Below are 14053 nucleotides of genomic sequence, written 5' to 3'. Positions count from 1 at the left end.
AGGACAGATCATGCATACAAAAAAGCCCGCAGGGCTTGCGCCGTGCGGGCTCTTAGGACTTCATCGGATGACTCTGGTAATCACCGATGGAGAATTTTGGTGGAGCTGGCTGAAAGCGACACCAAATACTAACTGTCTGATTCTTTGATCAATGTAGCGGGAATCAATGTCACACCACTATGTCACATGCCCAATACAAAAATCAAGACATCGGCTTAATCACGTGGGTGCAATGGGGATGATCAGGAATTTTAGGCGTTTTGTCCCAGTTGCCATCCTCATAAGAGGTAACTAATAATTTGAGTAGATGACTGACGTCATGAGAACGTCCTGCAAGAACTTGTGAGCACTGTGATGATGCTTGCTCCTGCGACGATGGGGGAACAAAGCATTCGTTGTGTCCCTTTGCTATCTCGATTTCTAATACTGCTTGGTTGTAGAACCGACTAAACTGTGTTCTGGTTAAACGTTCTGCCCAGCCACTAGCAAAGACTCTGTTATCCCCGGAATGGATTGATGTATAACGTGGAATACGAGTTTCAACGGCTCTAATTGCTTCGTCTAAGCGCAATTCACCATTTGTGAGCTGAGATAAAATTGCTCTGAACTCTTCTACCCTGCCTGCTCCTTCGGTCGCTTTGCCCGCAATCTTTTTACTGGCAATAAGAGATAACATTTTTCTTTGGAGTTCTTGGTTGTTGGCTAAAGCACTAGGTATTTCATTAAAATCAGAAGCATAAGTGATCATGTAGGATTCCTTGCTAAATTAATGAAAGTTACAGAGTGTGGATGGTTATCCACGAGGGTTTTGCAGGTAATACTCGTTCAGACCATCGGTGTAACCTTGGTAATAGGCTACTCTTGGGCTTCTATGGCGAACTTCAGCCGCTTGGCTTTTTAAGATGGAGTCAATAGCCGTAGCAGCGCTAGGCTCTTGGTTTGATACCCCTGCCTGAAATCCAAGTTCGTATGCACATCCGGCACATTTATGACGGAATGGATAGCTCTGATCCTCTGGAAGGGCGGCAAACATTGTGTCGTAGCGGTGTGGTGCTTGGCAGGTAGGCATGAAAACCTCATAGTTTAAAAACAGTACTCTTTATATGAGTATGGTTTCTTTTTCATTCAAGATGCTGCAGTTGTATCTCTCCTCTTCTTTTACAAAATGTGAGGCTAGTCACTTTTAACAGATGATACCAACGCTGTTAGTTAATCATTTATATTGCAAGCAACTTACTGTTGTTTAAGGTGAAAGGAACTGAGTAATACATCACTGGTGATGGACTCTTGAAGCTCTGTTTCACTTTGTTTTTATGAGACAATATATGTAGCGTTTATACACACATTATTCCAGAATGTGGCTTTCTTAGGGAGAATGAGTTGAGTAGGACTGACGAGGAAATAAAGCAAGCAACTGCGATTTTCGCGGTTTACAAAGCGGAGATTGATAAGCGTGAGCTATCAAATACCGACAATTATGACAAAAATATTCTCACTTTGTCTTCAGCTGGGCTAGCTATATCGCTGACCTTACTAAAAGATATTGTCAGTAAGGAAGGGCCTACACTTGTGGCTTCCCTTTATCTGTCGTGGACTTTTTTTGGGCTTGCTATCCTATCAACCATTGCTAGTTTTCTCATTAGTAACAAGGCATTAACCAAACAGTTGTCTATAGCTGAACGATATTATATTGATGGAGATCAAAATGCGTTCAGTGAAAAAAACAGATGGGGGAATTTCACTTCGCTGTTGAACTGGCTTTCAGGTAGTTTCTTCATATTGGCTATCATTTCGGTGATTGTATTCGGTTTAAGTAATTTTTCTAAGAGGTCGCAAGTGGACACTGATAATTCCAAAAAATGCGTTGTAAGCAACCTTAATGAAGGGCAGGTAGTACCGAGAATGCAACAACTTCCTATTGATAAGGGGGCTTCAATTCCTGCTATGCCAAAAGTTCCAGCACCCACTCCCTCTCCGGTTAATCCTGTAGTTTTACCAAACTCCCCAGCAGCCCCCACGACGACGAAGCCGTGATAATTAACACTAAACCTCTGGAATTAAGTTATGAGTGATAAAGACAACACTAGTTTGAATCTTGGAATTAGCATGGAAGGACACAACGTCCCAACAATGCAGCGTGTGTTTGTTGGCAATGGGGCTAATGTTCCTGCTATGCAAGCTATCCCTTCTACTGGGCAACAGGCTTCTTCATCAACTGGTCAAAATGTCCCTCAAAACGGTAATAGCTCTCAAAAGAATTCTACTTCTTCGTAATATCAATGTGTTAGAAGGAAATGTATGAGCCAGAAAATGAGTAATCCGATTCGCATGGTTGTTGGAGATGGCGCTATCATGCCTAAGATGGTGAAAACACAGTCAGCAAACACTGAAAAACATGGTGCAACAATACCCAAGATGCAGCCAACCCCAGCACAGAGTACGGGTACTTCGTCTAACGCTCCAAAGTCGTCAGGTGACGCTAAAAAATAGCCGTGCCATTTGGCTATATGAATTACAGCAAGTTATATCGGACGTGAATTCAACTCCCAAAATGGAAGCTGAATTCGCGTCTTGTTGTTGCTACTAAGTTCGGATTTAATTAGTTCTCTTCGGACTTCGCGGGACAAATTCAACGCACAAAAAAGCCCGCAGGGCTTGCGCCGTGCGGGCTCTCAGGACTTCATCGGATGACTCTGGTAATCACCGATGGAGAATTTTGGTGGAGCTGGCGGGAGTTGAACCCGCATCTGAAATGTTATATATTGTTGATATATATGGTTTTTATTTACATGATGAATCGTGCGTACGCCATACGTATTCTAATCAGATATAATGCAGAGTACATATTAATTTTTTCTTGAGTAAACTTGCCGAAGGGAAGAACACGTTTCACGTATTCTCCTAATCTGAAAGTCGTTTGGCGGCAATGGCCTGTTTTTTACATTGCTATCATCAGTAAGAGCCTGCCTTAAATCCTTAAACAATTTGGGCTGATATGGAATACTCCCACAGCTTTTTATTTCCTTTGCTAAAGTAGTTAGGCTTTTAATTTCCCTGACCATTTTTGCGAAAGCTAGAGCCTCATTGTTAGTGTTCTTTTCAGCCCAAAAATATAGACCAAAATCCTCTAGTGATTCTAATTTTTCGCGAAACTCACCGATCCACTCATTATGATTAATATCTTTCGTTTTATTTTTATCTTGGAAAATCTGGTAACGGGCTATTGCAAATGCAATTACCCATCCAATTAATACAAGTACCCAAGTAACATATTGGTTTTCATCGTGAAAGAGCGTCCCTATTTTGCAAAAAGGATCATCTGTCCAACTGCATGTTAAATTATTTACAGATGGTTTAATCATCAGACCCTCCCTGTTCGGCTACTGCATCCTCTATATATTCATTAATTTCATCAATAAGTTCAGGCTCTTCATTTGAAATAAAAGATATAGCCCTTACAATTTTAGGATCATAACCTTTTCGGATTAATCCGCCAAAACACTCTTCTAGGAAGGAGGAACCATAACCTTCCGTGCCATCCAAATTGATGGTCAAATTAGGCGATTTTTCAAGCTCCTTCACTACCCATTCGCGAAACTCTTCGCCAGAAGCAGGCCCTAGCCTTTTGAACCGTGGGCCTGGGCATGGGTATCTGTCAGCAACTCGGATTGTGTTCATCTGAAGTAGTCTCCATCTCACATGGGAAGGTCCATTCAATTATAGTACCATTAACTGAGGTTTTATGGTCACTCAAAACTTCTTTAATTTTACCTGTTTTACCATTATATACGTATCTTCCTTTATTAGAAAAAATACCCATATAACCTGAACCAATAGAATCAATTACAGATTTTATATCGTTCAGTCCTTTCCCTCTGTTTTTTTGAAGCGTCCTGGTTTCTTGTAACATTGTTGATGCTTTTATTAATGCCGAATCTCTTACATTCGTTAAAGAGAATCCAAGTGAACTGATTAAGTCTTTTAATGTTTTGTATCCTTGAGTCTTAGGTAGAGTTTTGGGTATTCCTACCCCTTTATCACATATAACAATGACAATTTCTTTATTGTTTATTCCTGCAAACGTCCACCATTTAGCTGTTCCTTCTTCTTCATCATGATCTGTATCATCAATGTAAGCATGCTCGACAGAGTTTGACATTGCTTCAGTAAAGCCACGATATAATTTTCTAGACGCGGATTTTTCAATTTCTTTTTTTATGTCAATCATCATTTCTTTAGCGAGCATCGGTTCTGAACATATTCCTGATGTATATTTCCAGAAGCTTACGTCATCAAAATCTTTCGTGGTACGTTTTGTTTTTCGTACTATGTCATAAAACCCGACTTGACTTAAAATACTTTCTATTTTTTCATCTTTAGGATGCGAAAAATTGACTGCGTTAGCACCAAATTTACTTTTTGTAATCAATACATCTATCTCAGCTAAGAATGATAGCATTGCAGCAGCACTAATAAATTTAGTCTCTGAAAAATCTATAAAGATTTTTCTGTCTGATAAAAGACAATCTCGGATTTCGTTCAGGAATTTATTAGTTAGTTCGTAATCAGAACGTTTATAATAATTTATATTGCGGGGCGCGGTAAAAAGAACACGTTTATTGCTCTTTCTCTTGTTGATTATGTTTTTTTTAAATCCTGATTTAATAAGCTTTAACTTTTCTCTGTTCAGTTCAACGGCTTTCCAATTGGAACTGATAGAGGCGTTCTTGATTGTTTTTTTTGCTTTAAATATTAAATTGCGGATATGTTTCTTATTTCTTTTCTGAATCATTATTATTTTTCCCTAAGATACATAGCTATGCTAGAGTCATAGGTAAGGTTAGTGGATTTGCATCTTAACAGTCAATACCTTGTATCCTTATGTTTTTTATGTGATTTCAAGTTGCTAAATTTCTACTGAGAAAAGCGTGAAAACCCCAGTAGAGTCAGAGATAGTCACGCTTTCCATATCACTAAGCCGTATTTGAATCAACAGCGGTATGACCATCATAAGCAGACAAGTATGAACCATAGTGGCGGAAAAGCATTTCTGGTCCTTTGTGCCCCATCTGTCCCGCTAACCAAAATAAGTTTATTCCTTGGCTAATGTGACGAGTTGCGAATGTATGCCTTGTTTGATATGGATTACGGTACCTAATACCTGCTTTACGCAGTGTCGGCACCCAAGCTTTTTTTCTAATCGCGTCAGCACTGGCCCACGGTTTGTTCGTCTTAGGGTCTTCAAAGACAGTAGCGTCTTTCATGAAGGTGAACGGTTTTTGATTTATCAGAGCAAACATTGCTTGATCTGTCAGTTCAACTTTTCTTGTACCTGCTTTTGTCTTGGTCCCTTTGATCACACCAACAACACTGGCACTTTTAACATGAGCGGTCTTTCCAACGAAGTCGATATCACTCCAGCGAAGAGCACATAATTCAGAACTACGCAGGCCTGTTTGTATGGCGAATCGGAAAAGATTTTCCCATTGCTTGTCCCCAGTAGCAGCGAGCAAGGCATCAATTTCGACTGGTGATAACGGATCTACCACATAACTACTTTCTGCATTTGATTTATCTCTTTGGTACCGTGAGGCTGTTACCAGCGACACAGGGTTAATCGGAAGTACACCATCCGTCACTGCCTCGTCCAATGCAGAACGCAGGAAAGAAAGTTGGTTTCGGATGGTCTTCAATGTTGTTTTCTGGTTCTGGATCCATGTCTTCAATGCTGCTGGGGTTAACTCACTTGCTGGAAACATATGAAGTGCAGACAAAGCGCTACGGCATTTCTTATACCCGCCAATTGTCGAAGGTGATAGCTTTCTCGTTTCGCAAATCACCAGATACTCGTCCAGGTACATCTTCACCGTTTTGCCTGCGGCAGCGTTGCCGAAAATTTTCAAGCGGGTTGAACGGGGGAAGTATTCCGCATAGACAAACGTCCCCCTTTCGATCTTGTTGTAGATTTCGCCGAGTGTGCGCTCGGCGTATTTGATATTTTTGGGGGTTACTTCCAAATTAGAAAGCGGTTCACGGCATTTAACCCCTTTATAAGTGAAGGTAATATTGATGGTTTCACCATTACGATGTTTCCTGATGGTTACGCCGCGTGGGAGTTTAGGCGATTCTTTCGTGCCCATTTTGCAACCTCACTAAGATCTATCCATCTCTCCTTAACGCCTTCAACTTTAAGCACCTGCACCCCTTCACGCCAAACACCGCGCTGTACACGCTTATTGATTGCATCAGGGGTTTCGCCAGTCTCTTTGCAATAAGTTGAGATGGGAACACAATCGAGGCTCAGCATATACTTCTCCATTAACCCGGCTGCACCCGAGTAATTAAAATTTGTCGCTGGTGGTAGGGATCAGTTTCTGCCAAATTGCTGACACATATTTTGCCTGGTGTCGCGCATCAGCTAGGGCATTGTGCACATCGCCAATAAAAGGCATGTCACGCTTCGGATCGAAACCGACACTGCGACCGAGCGTAACAATAGTGCGAACATCGTGATCGTTCCAAAAGGCCCAAGGGCAAATGCGGTCGGCGCGTTCGTAAGCTCCACGCAGAATCACATTGTCAAAGGTGGCACCGTTACCCCAGACCTTCATGTATTTTGGATTATCTGCGTGCCGGTGAATGAAATGGCTCAGTTCCGACAGTGCATCAGTGATAGGCAGCGCATCATCAACACAAATAGCTGAGCGAGCTTCCGGGCTTTGTTTGAGCCACCAAAGAATAGTATCTCCGTCTGGTACCGCGCCTTGATCCATTGCGCTTTCAAGCGAGACGGCTGTATAGAACTCTTGACCAAACTCACCTGTTTGAGGGTTAAAAAAGACAGCACCAATTGAGACGATCGGCGCGTTAGGCTTTTTCCCCATTGATTCGAGGTCAATCATTAAGTCGTTCAATTGCTTTCTCCATTGTTGATTCTGGGCTTTTGATGCACTGGGAGGTTACTGTAGCGCGAGTCGGCGTTGTCGCTGACGTGGCAATAATGAGCCCCGTCAGGACGAGTACAAATTGTCCCGCACCTATCACATGCCAATACTGCTTCCAGCTCCGCGATCCGCTCCTCTGCTTTTGACAACTGACCGAGAAGTTCTTCAGCTAACGTCACACGCATCACGACTTTCTGACAGTCGTGGCGTTTGGCTCTGGCGATTGTGTCGCGCAGAGTCGCATATTTGTTGGTGGTCATTGGACGGACTCCTGACGAAGATGGTTAATTTCGGCGTCAAGGCTCATTCGCTGGTCCACCGATTCCGTCAAGGCGGCAAATGTTACGTCCAGGCGAGTAGCCACCTCACGCATCAGGGCAGCATCTGCTGGTGGCAGTTTCCCCGCCGCAGCATGGGCTGCGGCTACCAGTTCTTTTATCTTCATGCGAGGCATGCGCGTGATTCCGTAAGCTCATTGAAACGGTTAATGAACAGGCCATATGCCTGGCCTGGGCGAAGAGGAACGATCTGGATAATGTCGCTGGCTGGAATACCTTCGAGGCAAGGCCAGAGTGAGCCGTCGTCGATATCCAGATCGCGGCGTTCCGTGGCAAGCATCACCAGATCGGCGTATTTCACTACCGCTGACATATCAGGGGTGATGCTGAATTTGGCCCGGATCACCTGTTCTACCCGCTCTTCAATGCGACGGTAATCTGGAAGCAATGCTTTCAGGGGGGCAGGGATGTCCTGGCAATAGGCTTCAGCTGCGTCATGCATCAGGGCTTCAAATGCAAACTCTGACGGCACAATTTGGCTGCACAGTACCGAGTGCTGGGCCACGCTGTAAAATTCCGGCAGATGACCACTGAAGCGGCAGATGTGGGAAAGTGCTGTCGCAATATCCTCGATCTCTACGTCGTCAGTGGTTGAATTGAGGTAATCGAATTTCTTACCTGAAAGTGTCTGGATATAACTCATCGTATTTTCTTCTCCATATTTGGCAGCTGCACCTGCGCCAGTTTTTGGTTGTACGAATCCCTCGCCATTGGCGATTAATAAAGGGAATTACGCTTCAATAAATCCCCGCGGCGCCGGGGATTTAATGCAGAGAAATTACGCTTTAAAGTTACCGATAAAGGTTTCAACCGGCTTGTCGGTGAACTTCTCGATCAGCAGGTCACGGAACTCGTTGGCGATAGCTTCTTCCTGGGCTTCCAGTTGAACGATGCGGAGTACAAACATCGGTTCCCCGCTTTTAAGCAGGCTGTTACGCAGGTTAAAGCGGCGTTCGCCCAGGCCTTCATATGGCACGCATTTGAACTCAAAGGCCACTGGCATGACGTCTTTACTGCTGGCTTCAACGCTCTGCATCAGGGACTTTTTGCCGCCAAAATCTTCGTCTTCATGAGCTGATTCTGAGACTTGTTTAATGTTGACGCGGCGAACAGCACCAGCTGCCTGCGCGATGGACAACACATTCCCGTCGGCATCAAATGCGGTCAGGAAGTCGGCCCAGTCCTCCAACCATTCAGCAATTTCTTTCTGGCCCAGACGATCACCGTTCACCTGGAGCAGGGCTCTGAATGGTGCTGTCTTTTTGAGGGTGATTGAGGCGACGTTATCAGCATGGCCAGGGTTAGCCAGCGAACCGATGTTGAAGACAGAGCGTGCGGTCATGTTGTCAGCATCGATAAAGCAGCGCGCTGGTTCGGCTTCGTTGGCGTAGCCCGCGGCGTAACGCACAAAATCAGGAATACTGGTTGTGGTCATGACGCCACGGAAGCGAAAACGCTCCAGCTCGAAACGCTCAAGGCTTTCTACGTGAACCCCTTCAGGAAGCAGGGCAGTCGGGCATGCTGTAACTTTTGCTGCTTCCAGGTGGTAACCGGAAAGAACCAGGTCTTTCACCTGCTGCAGTGCATTGCCGTCTAAAATCTGGGACATAAAATTTCCTTAATATGTTGTCAAAGGGATGTCAGTGATTTGTCTGCTGCGGATCACTGTGCCGCTTTAAGCTTTCCGTCAACGCCGCCGTTGATTCCGAACAGCTGCCCCTGATCTTCCTGCAGGATGGTCAGCTTGCCGCCTTTGTTAACCCACATTGGTGTTTCGGTGGTGTCTTCTTCGGAGGCTTTACCGCGCGGGGTTGGGGTGACGTAGTTCAGCTTGTGCTTGATCTTGACGCGCTTCTCTTCGACGGAGTTACCCATACGCTCAATATCAAAGGTGAGGACTACTTTGCCTTTGGTACCGTTGTTCAGAACGCCAAGCGCGGTAGTGTTTAAAGCTGCCGCGATCTTGTTCATGAACACGCCGGCATCCAGTTCGCCCAGGAAATCGGGCACTACGGTCATGCGGTCATTACTCATGGTTTAACCCTCAGTGAGGCGGCTGCCACCGCCAGTGAACTTCTCCATACACAACAGACAAGGGCACCCGCGCGATTGTTATGGGTAGACAGGCCACTTCCCTCGCGCCCGGGTGGATTGGGTTATGAGCCCGTCACCCGGCGATGCCCTTGTCTGTTGTGTAAAAAAGGTGCCCACCGATGTGATGGGCAAAGACTACACACAGCAATGATTTTGTTGTGGCGGTGGTGCCTCCACCTGCCGGACCGGCCAGAACCGGCGACGCTACACCTCAAGAAACGTATTCATTTCAAAAGTTGAAATAAAAACTTGTTGGCCTCGTCACGTGCGCAGAGCCGCATTACCACAACGGTGAGAGCACTGGTTATCTGCTTTACCGAGTCGCGTCTCACGCAGTCCGATAATCAGCAATGCTCTCGCCTGTTATGTCCTTAAAAAGCTGGCTGTCACCCTCAAGGGGAAAGTGAGCAGCCAGAGCAGGGATCACGTCTTATTGCTTTGGCCTGCTTTTAACCACATCAGGCGCGGTGGTTTGGTGTTGACAGAAAAAAATCTAACTTAACTTAGTTTATTGGTCAAGTGAAAACATCAAACTAAACTTAGCTTGATGCTTAAAGGAAGAGCGGGAAGGGATTAGAGTTCGTACTGAACGCCTTTAACAACGCCAATAATGAGGCAGTTACCATTGATCGGGATGTTGGGGTAGCGAGGATTTAGTGGCACTAAAAATTTTTGTGGGCCATCAATGACAAGTTTTTTAACAGTCGCTTCGTTAGTGCCATCAATACGCGCAACCACAATCTTGCCATGAAGGGGTTCGGCATCTGGATCAACAATAACGGTTGCCCCTTCAGGGATTGTTGGGAGGCCATTTGGATTGGTCATTGAATCCCCTTTGACCTCTAAAGCGAACGCGCTATCCCCAATGCGAAGTGATGTTTCAACCCATTTATCGACATCACTGAATAAATCAGCAGCTTTACATTCCGTAAACTGCCCAGCTTGAACCCAGGAAATCACGGGCACACGCCTCATTTTAGTTATGAGGGCACCTTCAAATTCAGTGCCGTAAAGAATGTAATCTATTGATGTATTAAAGAATTTAGCCAGCTTAACCAGCGATTCCCCGTTTGGGATATTCACATCCTTTTCCCAATAACCCACAGCTACGTCACTAACCCCGCAGAACTTACCCAGTTCTTTTTGAGAGGTTTTTGTAACCCTGCGTAGGGCTTTAATGCGCTGACCAACTGTTTCCATGAAAGCACCAAATTTAAAAAAGACTAAGTAATCTTAGTTTTTATTGACCAAAGTTAGATTGGTTATTAATATCTAATCAAACTTAGCTAAGGGGGCTTCATGACAACCGACGAGATTGAACAACATTTCGGCAGCACTGAGAAAGTTGCCGAATTTTTTGGCATCACCAGTGAGGCTGTTTACCAGTGGCGTAACCGCCCCGGACGCTTAATCCCAAAAGGACGAGCTGCTGAAGCTGCGTATCGAACTGCTGGTGAACTGGAATTCAACCCAGAACGTTATGCCAAGAATACATCGTCTAACGATCAGAAATAACCACAGAAGGGAGGACCTAGCCGTGGGTATAGAACCTGAATGGAAAGTAGATAAGCAGCCAGCCTGGCTGGTGGCCGCAATCAAAAAAACGATAACCGAACTGCCTGGCGGGTATTCCGAAGCAGCTGAATGGTTGGGTGTGACCGAGAATGCGCTGTTTAACCGGCTGCGTACCGATGGCGATCAGATCTTCCCGCTGGGTTGGGCGATGGTGCTTCAACGTGCTGGTGGTTCAAACCACATAGCGAACGCTATTGCACGTCACTCGAACGGTGTTTTCGTGCCATTGGCTGACGTTGAAGAAATAGAGAACGGTGACATCAACCAGCGTCTTATGGAGTCAGTGGAGTGGATCGGCAGGCATTCGCAATACGTTCGCAAAGCTACCGCTGACGGCGTTATTGATGCTCAAGAACGCGCCCAGATTGAAGAAAACAGCTATCAGGTGATGGCTAAGTGGCAGGAACATTTGACGCTGCTTTTCCGTGTGTTTTGTGCGCCGGAAAAAGGTGACGCCCGCGAGTGTGCAGCTCCGGGCGTCGTGGCAGACAAATCTTGTATGGAGAAGTAATCCGCATGACCAGTTTAACGGCTTTTAACCGTTTGCCGCAACTAAGGATGATCCCGGTACCGGGCGCTCCGTTGTTTCGGTATGAACGCAGAATAGCAAACCGCTGGGTGCCATGTAACCACAGTCGGGCGGTCGCAATTGTGGGGGTTTACTACAGGAAGGCGAAACGCTTATGCGCGAAGTTAACCGAAGGTTCAAAGACCACAGAGGGATCCCCGTTCGGGTTATCCGGTGGGAGCCAGAGACTCAACGAGTTATCTACCTGCGGGATGGTTATAACCACGAATGTTTCAGCCCGCTCGAACAATTCAAGCGCAAGTTTACAGAGTTAAAGGACGACCATGAGCACTAAATTAACGGGTTACGTTTGGGACGCTTGTGCCGCTTCTGGCATGAAGCTGTCAAGCGTTGCCATCATGGCGCGTCTGGCAGACTTCAGCAGTGATGAAGGGGTTAGCTGGCCTTCCATCGCTACCATCGCGCGCCAGATTGGTGCCGGTGAGAGCACGGTTCGCACAGCCATATCACAACTGGAAAAAGACGGGTGGTTAACCCGCCAGCAGCGCCGTAAAGGCAACCGCAATGCATCGAACGTTTACCAGCTCAATGTTGCGAAATTACAGGCTGCTGCCTTTTCTCACCTGTCAGATTCTGACGCATCAAAATCTGATGCCTCAAAAACCGACGCGTCAAAATCTGAGGCATCAAAAAACGATAAAAAAGGCGGTTTTCACCCGTCAGAATCTGGGGGGGATCCGTCAGTAAATACAACTACTGATCCATCAGTTAAAAAACCTTCTTGTCCGGTTGCACCGCAACCAGACCCTGAAGTGACGATCACCGATAACGCCATCCTGGTTCTAAATCATCTGAACCTGGTTAGCGGCTCACGATACCAAAAATCAAAAACTTCTCTGGAAAATATCCGTGCTCGTTTGCGTGAAGGTTACACCGTTGGCGACTTACAGCTGGTGATTGACCTTAAGCATGAGCACTGGAATGGCAATGACGTGCAGTACCAGTACATGCGCCCTGAAACGCTATTTGGCCCGAAAAAGTTTGAGGGTTATCTGCAAAGCGGGATCCGTTGGGACAAGAAGGGGCGTCCACCGCGTGAAAGCTGGAGTGAAAAGAAACACGATCCGATGAAGTTCGGTCCGGTTGATACCAAGATTCCAGAGGGGTTCAGAGGATGAATGAAAATAAATACTGCCGCGCGCTGGCTGAACTGCGTTCAAGACCAGCCCACGAATTGAAAGAGGTGGGCGATCAATGGCGCACTCCGGATCTGTTGTTTTGGGGTATCAATGCGATGTTCGGCCCTCTGGTGTTGGACCTTTTTGCCGACGACAGCAACGCAAAGTGCCCAGCATGGTACACGGCTGAAGATAATGCCCTGACACAGGATTGGTCAGAGCGTCTGGCAGAACTCGGTGGTGCCGGGTTTGGCAACCCGCCTTATAGCCGCTCTCAGTACCACGACAAGCAAGCGGTTACCGGAATGACCCACATCATCAACCACGCTATGGCAATGCGAGAAAAGGGTGGTCGGTACGTTTTTCTCATAAAGTCAGCGACGAGTGAGACGTGGTGGCCGGAAGAGGCAGATCACGTCACATTCATCCGTGGCCGAATTGGTTTCGATCTTCCTACATGGTTCGTGCCGAAAGACGAAAAGCAGCAGCCCACCAGCGCGTTTTTTGCTGGCGCTATCGTGGTCTTCGACAAAACATGGCGGGGAGAGCGTTTCAGTTACATCAACCGCACCGACCTGGAGGCCAAAGGCCGTGCTTCGATGTCGCTGGCCCAGTTTGCAGTGGGAAGAACGCAAACTGATGCGGCGCCGGAGCTGGACGCTGAGGTAGCGCCGGAGAAATCAGAGGCAGAACTGCCATTAACCCAAAAAGCCATTCTGGAAACCAGTGGTGTAGAGGCTTGGGCCTGTGTTGTTGCGGCGTTCGGCGAGAAAGATGAGTACACCTTCAGCGAGTCAAAGTTTGGTCATACCTGGGCTGCCGACTCTCTGGAAAACCCTGAATTTACCAATGTTTCACCGCTGGCGATCGACAGAGCGAAAAAGCTGATCAGCGAGAGCATCCTGGTGGGTGTTAATGCATGGCTGGAAACATTGCCCTTTGATAACGATGACGTGAAACAAGACATGTCAGAGCGGTTACGCACAGTTGCCGTTGAGTCTGCGAAAGAATACGGCATTAACCACAGTGAATTCATCGCGATCATGGAAAGCCTGGATAAAGCCAAATGGTCAAATATACGGGGGATCCGCGCCCATGTCCGTGAGACGCAGGAATCAAATGACAAGGCGTTAAACGAATCGCGCGTTTGGCCTCTTGAGGTTGGGCTGGTGTTTAACCAGATTGAAGGGGCTGACGCTCTACCTGTTTCACAACAGAACAAGCTGAAAGCCAATATCAACCAGCTGTGGCTCGAACGTATGCCGACGAGTGAAATTATCACGACCGCTGGTGGTCTCTTCAACAGCATGCAGGGGACCGTAAATGCGTGAATTTATCGTTGATAACTTTCTGGTGGGGCTGGTAAAGGCAAATCTTCCTGAATTATGTGCAAAT

At 46.4% G+C, this 14053-nt stretch carries 20 protein-coding genes; 7 read left to right on the top strand and 13 right to left on the bottom strand.

All coding sequences use genetic code 11. From position 1 onward, the window contains the following. Positions 1-202: 202 nt before the first annotated feature. Positions 203-748: a hypothetical protein gene (locus L462_RS10040; RefSeq protein WP_032678797.1), complete on the bottom strand. Its 546-nt coding sequence runs from the start codon at positions 746-748 to the stop codon at positions 203-205. Positions 749-1380: 632 nt separating this feature from the next. Between L462_RS10040 and L462_RS10045 the strand changes: the two genes are divergently transcribed. Continuing rightward, positions 1381-2034, top strand: a complete 654-nt coding sequence (locus L462_RS10045) for a 6TM ABC transporter family protein (RefSeq protein WP_032678795.1) — start codon at positions 1381-1383, stop codon at positions 2032-2034. Positions 2035-2064: 30 nt separating this feature from the next. Further along, a complete protein-coding gene (locus L462_RS25160; protein WP_126488083.1) occupies positions 2065-2274 on the top strand; it encodes a hypothetical protein in 210 nt (69 codons plus the stop codon). Between the two features lie 572 nt (positions 2275-2846). On the opposite strand, the gene L462_RS10055 is transcribed toward L462_RS25160, so the two are convergent. The 12 genes from L462_RS10055 to L462_RS10105 all read right to left on the bottom strand — a co-directional run bounded on the left by L462_RS10055 (position 2847) and on the right by L462_RS10105 (position 10576). Next, complete coding sequence (locus tag L462_RS10055) at positions 2847-3362, bottom strand: hypothetical protein (protein WP_032678792.1); 516 nt, start codon at positions 3360-3362, stop codon at positions 2847-2849. Continuing rightward, the gene (locus tag L462_RS10060) at positions 3355-3678 is read right to left on the bottom strand and encodes an STAS-like domain-containing protein (RefSeq protein ID WP_032678791.1); all 324 of its coding nucleotides are present in this window, start codon (positions 3676-3678) and stop codon (positions 3355-3357) included. Before L462_RS10060 ends, L462_RS10055 begins: the two co-directional genes overlap by 8 nt. Continuing rightward, on the bottom strand, positions 3656-4792 hold the full coding sequence (locus tag L462_RS10065; protein ID WP_050595751.1) for a hypothetical protein: 1137 nt from the start codon (positions 4790-4792) through the stop codon (positions 3656-3658). The genes L462_RS10060 and L462_RS10065 overlap by 23 nt, the downstream gene beginning before the upstream one ends. Positions 4793-4973: 181 nt before the next feature. Then, on the bottom strand, positions 4974-6140 hold the full coding sequence (locus L462_RS10070; protein ID WP_032678788.1) for a site-specific integrase: 1167 nt from the start codon (positions 6138-6140) through the stop codon (positions 4974-4976). Next, a complete protein-coding gene (locus tag L462_RS25575; RefSeq protein ID WP_071882644.1) occupies positions 6101-6307 on the bottom strand; it encodes an excisionase in 207 nt (68 codons plus the stop codon). Before L462_RS25575 ends, L462_RS10070 begins: the two co-directional genes overlap by 40 nt. A gap of 34 nt (positions 6308-6341) precedes the next feature. Beyond that, entirely contained in the window at positions 6342-6914 is a 573-nt protein-coding gene (locus tag L462_RS10075; protein ID WP_032678787.1) for a 3'-5' exonuclease, read from the bottom strand. Further along, positions 6911-7204, bottom strand: coding sequence for a hypothetical protein (locus tag L462_RS10080; RefSeq protein ID WP_032678786.1), 294 nt, complete (start codon positions 7202-7204; stop codon positions 6911-6913). Before L462_RS10080 ends, L462_RS10075 begins: the two co-directional genes overlap by 4 nt. Further along, positions 7201-7398, bottom strand: a complete 198-nt coding sequence (locus tag L462_RS10085) for a hypothetical protein (protein WP_032678785.1) — start codon at positions 7396-7398, stop codon at positions 7201-7203. The genes L462_RS10080 and L462_RS10085 overlap by 4 nt, the downstream gene beginning before the upstream one ends. Then, on the bottom strand, positions 7386-7925 hold the full coding sequence (locus L462_RS10090) for a hypothetical protein (protein WP_032678784.1): 540 nt from the start codon (positions 7923-7925) through the stop codon (positions 7386-7388). Before L462_RS10090 ends, L462_RS10085 begins: the two co-directional genes overlap by 13 nt. A gap of 135 nt (positions 7926-8060) precedes the next feature. Continuing rightward, positions 8061-8891 carry a YfdQ family protein gene (locus L462_RS10095; protein WP_032678783.1) on the bottom strand — a complete coding sequence of 277 codons (831 nt, stop codon included), beginning with the start codon at positions 8889-8891 and terminating at the stop codon, positions 8061-8063. Between the two features lie 53 nt (positions 8892-8944). Further along, the gene (locus L462_RS10100; protein WP_016247397.1) at positions 8945-9316 is read right to left on the bottom strand and encodes a hypothetical protein; all 372 of its coding nucleotides are present in this window, start codon (positions 9314-9316) and stop codon (positions 8945-8947) included. Between the two features lie 633 nt (positions 9317-9949). Further along, entirely contained in the window at positions 9950-10576 is a 627-nt protein-coding gene (locus L462_RS10105) for a LexA family protein (RefSeq protein ID WP_032678782.1), read from the bottom strand. Between the two features lie 99 nt (positions 10577-10675). Between L462_RS10105 and L462_RS10110 the strand changes: the two genes are divergently transcribed. The 5 genes from L462_RS10110 (at position 10676) to L462_RS10125 (ending at position 13989) form a co-directional block, all read left to right on the top strand. Beyond that, positions 10676-10891 carry a Cro/CI family transcriptional regulator gene (locus L462_RS10110; protein WP_032678781.1) on the top strand — a complete coding sequence of 72 codons (216 nt, stop codon included), beginning with the start codon at positions 10676-10678 and terminating at the stop codon, positions 10889-10891. A gap of 22 nt (positions 10892-10913) precedes the next feature. Further along, positions 10914-11462 (top strand): YmfL family putative regulatory protein, encoded by a 549-nt coding sequence (locus L462_RS10115; protein ID WP_032678779.1) that lies wholly within the window; start codon positions 10914-10916, stop codon positions 11460-11462. Positions 11463-11634: 172 nt separating this feature from the next. Beyond that, positions 11635-11814 (top strand): DUF4222 domain-containing protein, encoded by a 180-nt coding sequence (locus tag L462_RS0123620; protein ID WP_020690687.1) that lies wholly within the window; start codon positions 11635-11637, stop codon positions 11812-11814. Continuing rightward, positions 11804-12658 carry a conserved phage C-terminal domain-containing protein gene (locus L462_RS10120; protein WP_032678777.1) on the top strand — a complete coding sequence of 285 codons (855 nt, stop codon included), beginning with the start codon at positions 11804-11806 and terminating at the stop codon, positions 12656-12658. The genes L462_RS0123620 and L462_RS10120 overlap by 11 nt, the downstream gene beginning before the upstream one ends. Further along, the gene (locus L462_RS10125) at positions 12655-13989 is read left to right on the top strand and encodes a phage N-6-adenine-methyltransferase (RefSeq protein WP_032678776.1); all 1335 of its coding nucleotides are present in this window, start codon (positions 12655-12657) and stop codon (positions 13987-13989) included. The genes L462_RS10120 and L462_RS10125 overlap by 4 nt, the downstream gene beginning before the upstream one ends. Positions 13990-14053: the final 64 nt, after the last annotated feature.

It is taken from the genome of Enterobacter sp. BIDMC 26 (genome assembly GCF_000534435.1).
GTDB lineage: Bacteria > Pseudomonadota > Gammaproteobacteria > Enterobacterales > Enterobacteriaceae > Enterobacter > Enterobacter ludwigii.
Note: the sequence above shows the minus strand (reverse complement) of the source record. Positions and strands in the feature narration are given on the sequence as shown.

Bases quoted from the DNA above. Each gene is read 5' to 3' on its own strand.
- L462_RS10040 (WP_032678797.1), bottom strand. From the start codon at position 748: ATGATCACTTATGCTTCTGATTTTAATGAAATACCTAGTGCTTTAGCC.
- L462_RS25160 (WP_126488083.1), top strand. From the start codon at position 2,065: ATGAGTGATAAAGACAACACTAGTTTGAATCTTGGAATTAGCATGGAA.
- L462_RS10055 (WP_032678792.1), bottom strand. From the start codon at position 3,362: ATGATTAAACCATCTGTAAATAATTTAACATGCAGTTGGACAGATGAT.
- L462_RS10060 (WP_032678791.1), bottom strand. From the start codon at position 3,678: ATGAACACAATCCGAGTTGCTGACAGATACCCATGCCCAGGCCCACGG.
- L462_RS10065 (WP_050595751.1), bottom strand. From the start codon at position 4,792: ATGATTCAGAAAAGAAATAAGAAACATATCCGCAATTTAATATTTAAA.
- L462_RS10070 (WP_032678788.1), bottom strand. From the start codon at position 6,140: ATGGGCACGAAAGAATCGCCTAAACTCCCACGCGGCGTAACCATCAGG.
- L462_RS25575 (WP_071882644.1), bottom strand. From the start codon at position 6,307: ATGCTGAGCCTCGATTGTGTTCCCATCTCAACTTATTGCAAAGAGACT.
- L462_RS10080 (WP_032678786.1), bottom strand. From the start codon at position 7,204: ATGACCACCAACAAATATGCGACTCTGCGCGACACAATCGCCAGAGCC.
- L462_RS10085 (WP_032678785.1), bottom strand. From the start codon at position 7,398: ATGCCTCGCATGAAGATAAAAGAACTGGTAGCCGCAGCCCATGCTGCG.
- L462_RS10090 (WP_032678784.1), bottom strand. From the start codon at position 7,925: ATGAGTTATATCCAGACACTTTCAGGTAAGAAATTCGATTACCTCAAT.
- L462_RS10095 (WP_032678783.1), bottom strand. From the start codon at position 8,891: ATGTCCCAGATTTTAGACGGCAATGCACTGCAGCAGGTGAAAGACCTG.
- L462_RS10100 (WP_016247397.1), bottom strand. From the start codon at position 9,316: ATGAGTAATGACCGCATGACCGTAGTGCCCGATTTCCTGGGCGAACTG.
- L462_RS10105 (WP_032678782.1), bottom strand. From the start codon at position 10,576: ATGGAAACAGTTGGTCAGCGCATTAAAGCCCTACGCAGGGTTACAAAA.
- L462_RS10110 (WP_032678781.1), top strand. From the start codon at position 10,676: ATGACAACCGACGAGATTGAACAACATTTCGGCAGCACTGAGAAAGTT.
- L462_RS0123620 (WP_020690687.1), top strand. From the start codon at position 11,635: ATGCGCGAAGTTAACCGAAGGTTCAAAGACCACAGAGGGATCCCCGTT.
- L462_RS10120 (WP_032678777.1), top strand. From the start codon at position 11,804: ATGAGCACTAAATTAACGGGTTACGTTTGGGACGCTTGTGCCGCTTCT.
- L462_RS10125 (WP_032678776.1), top strand. From the start codon at position 12,655: ATGAATGAAAATAAATACTGCCGCGCGCTGGCTGAACTGCGTTCAAGA.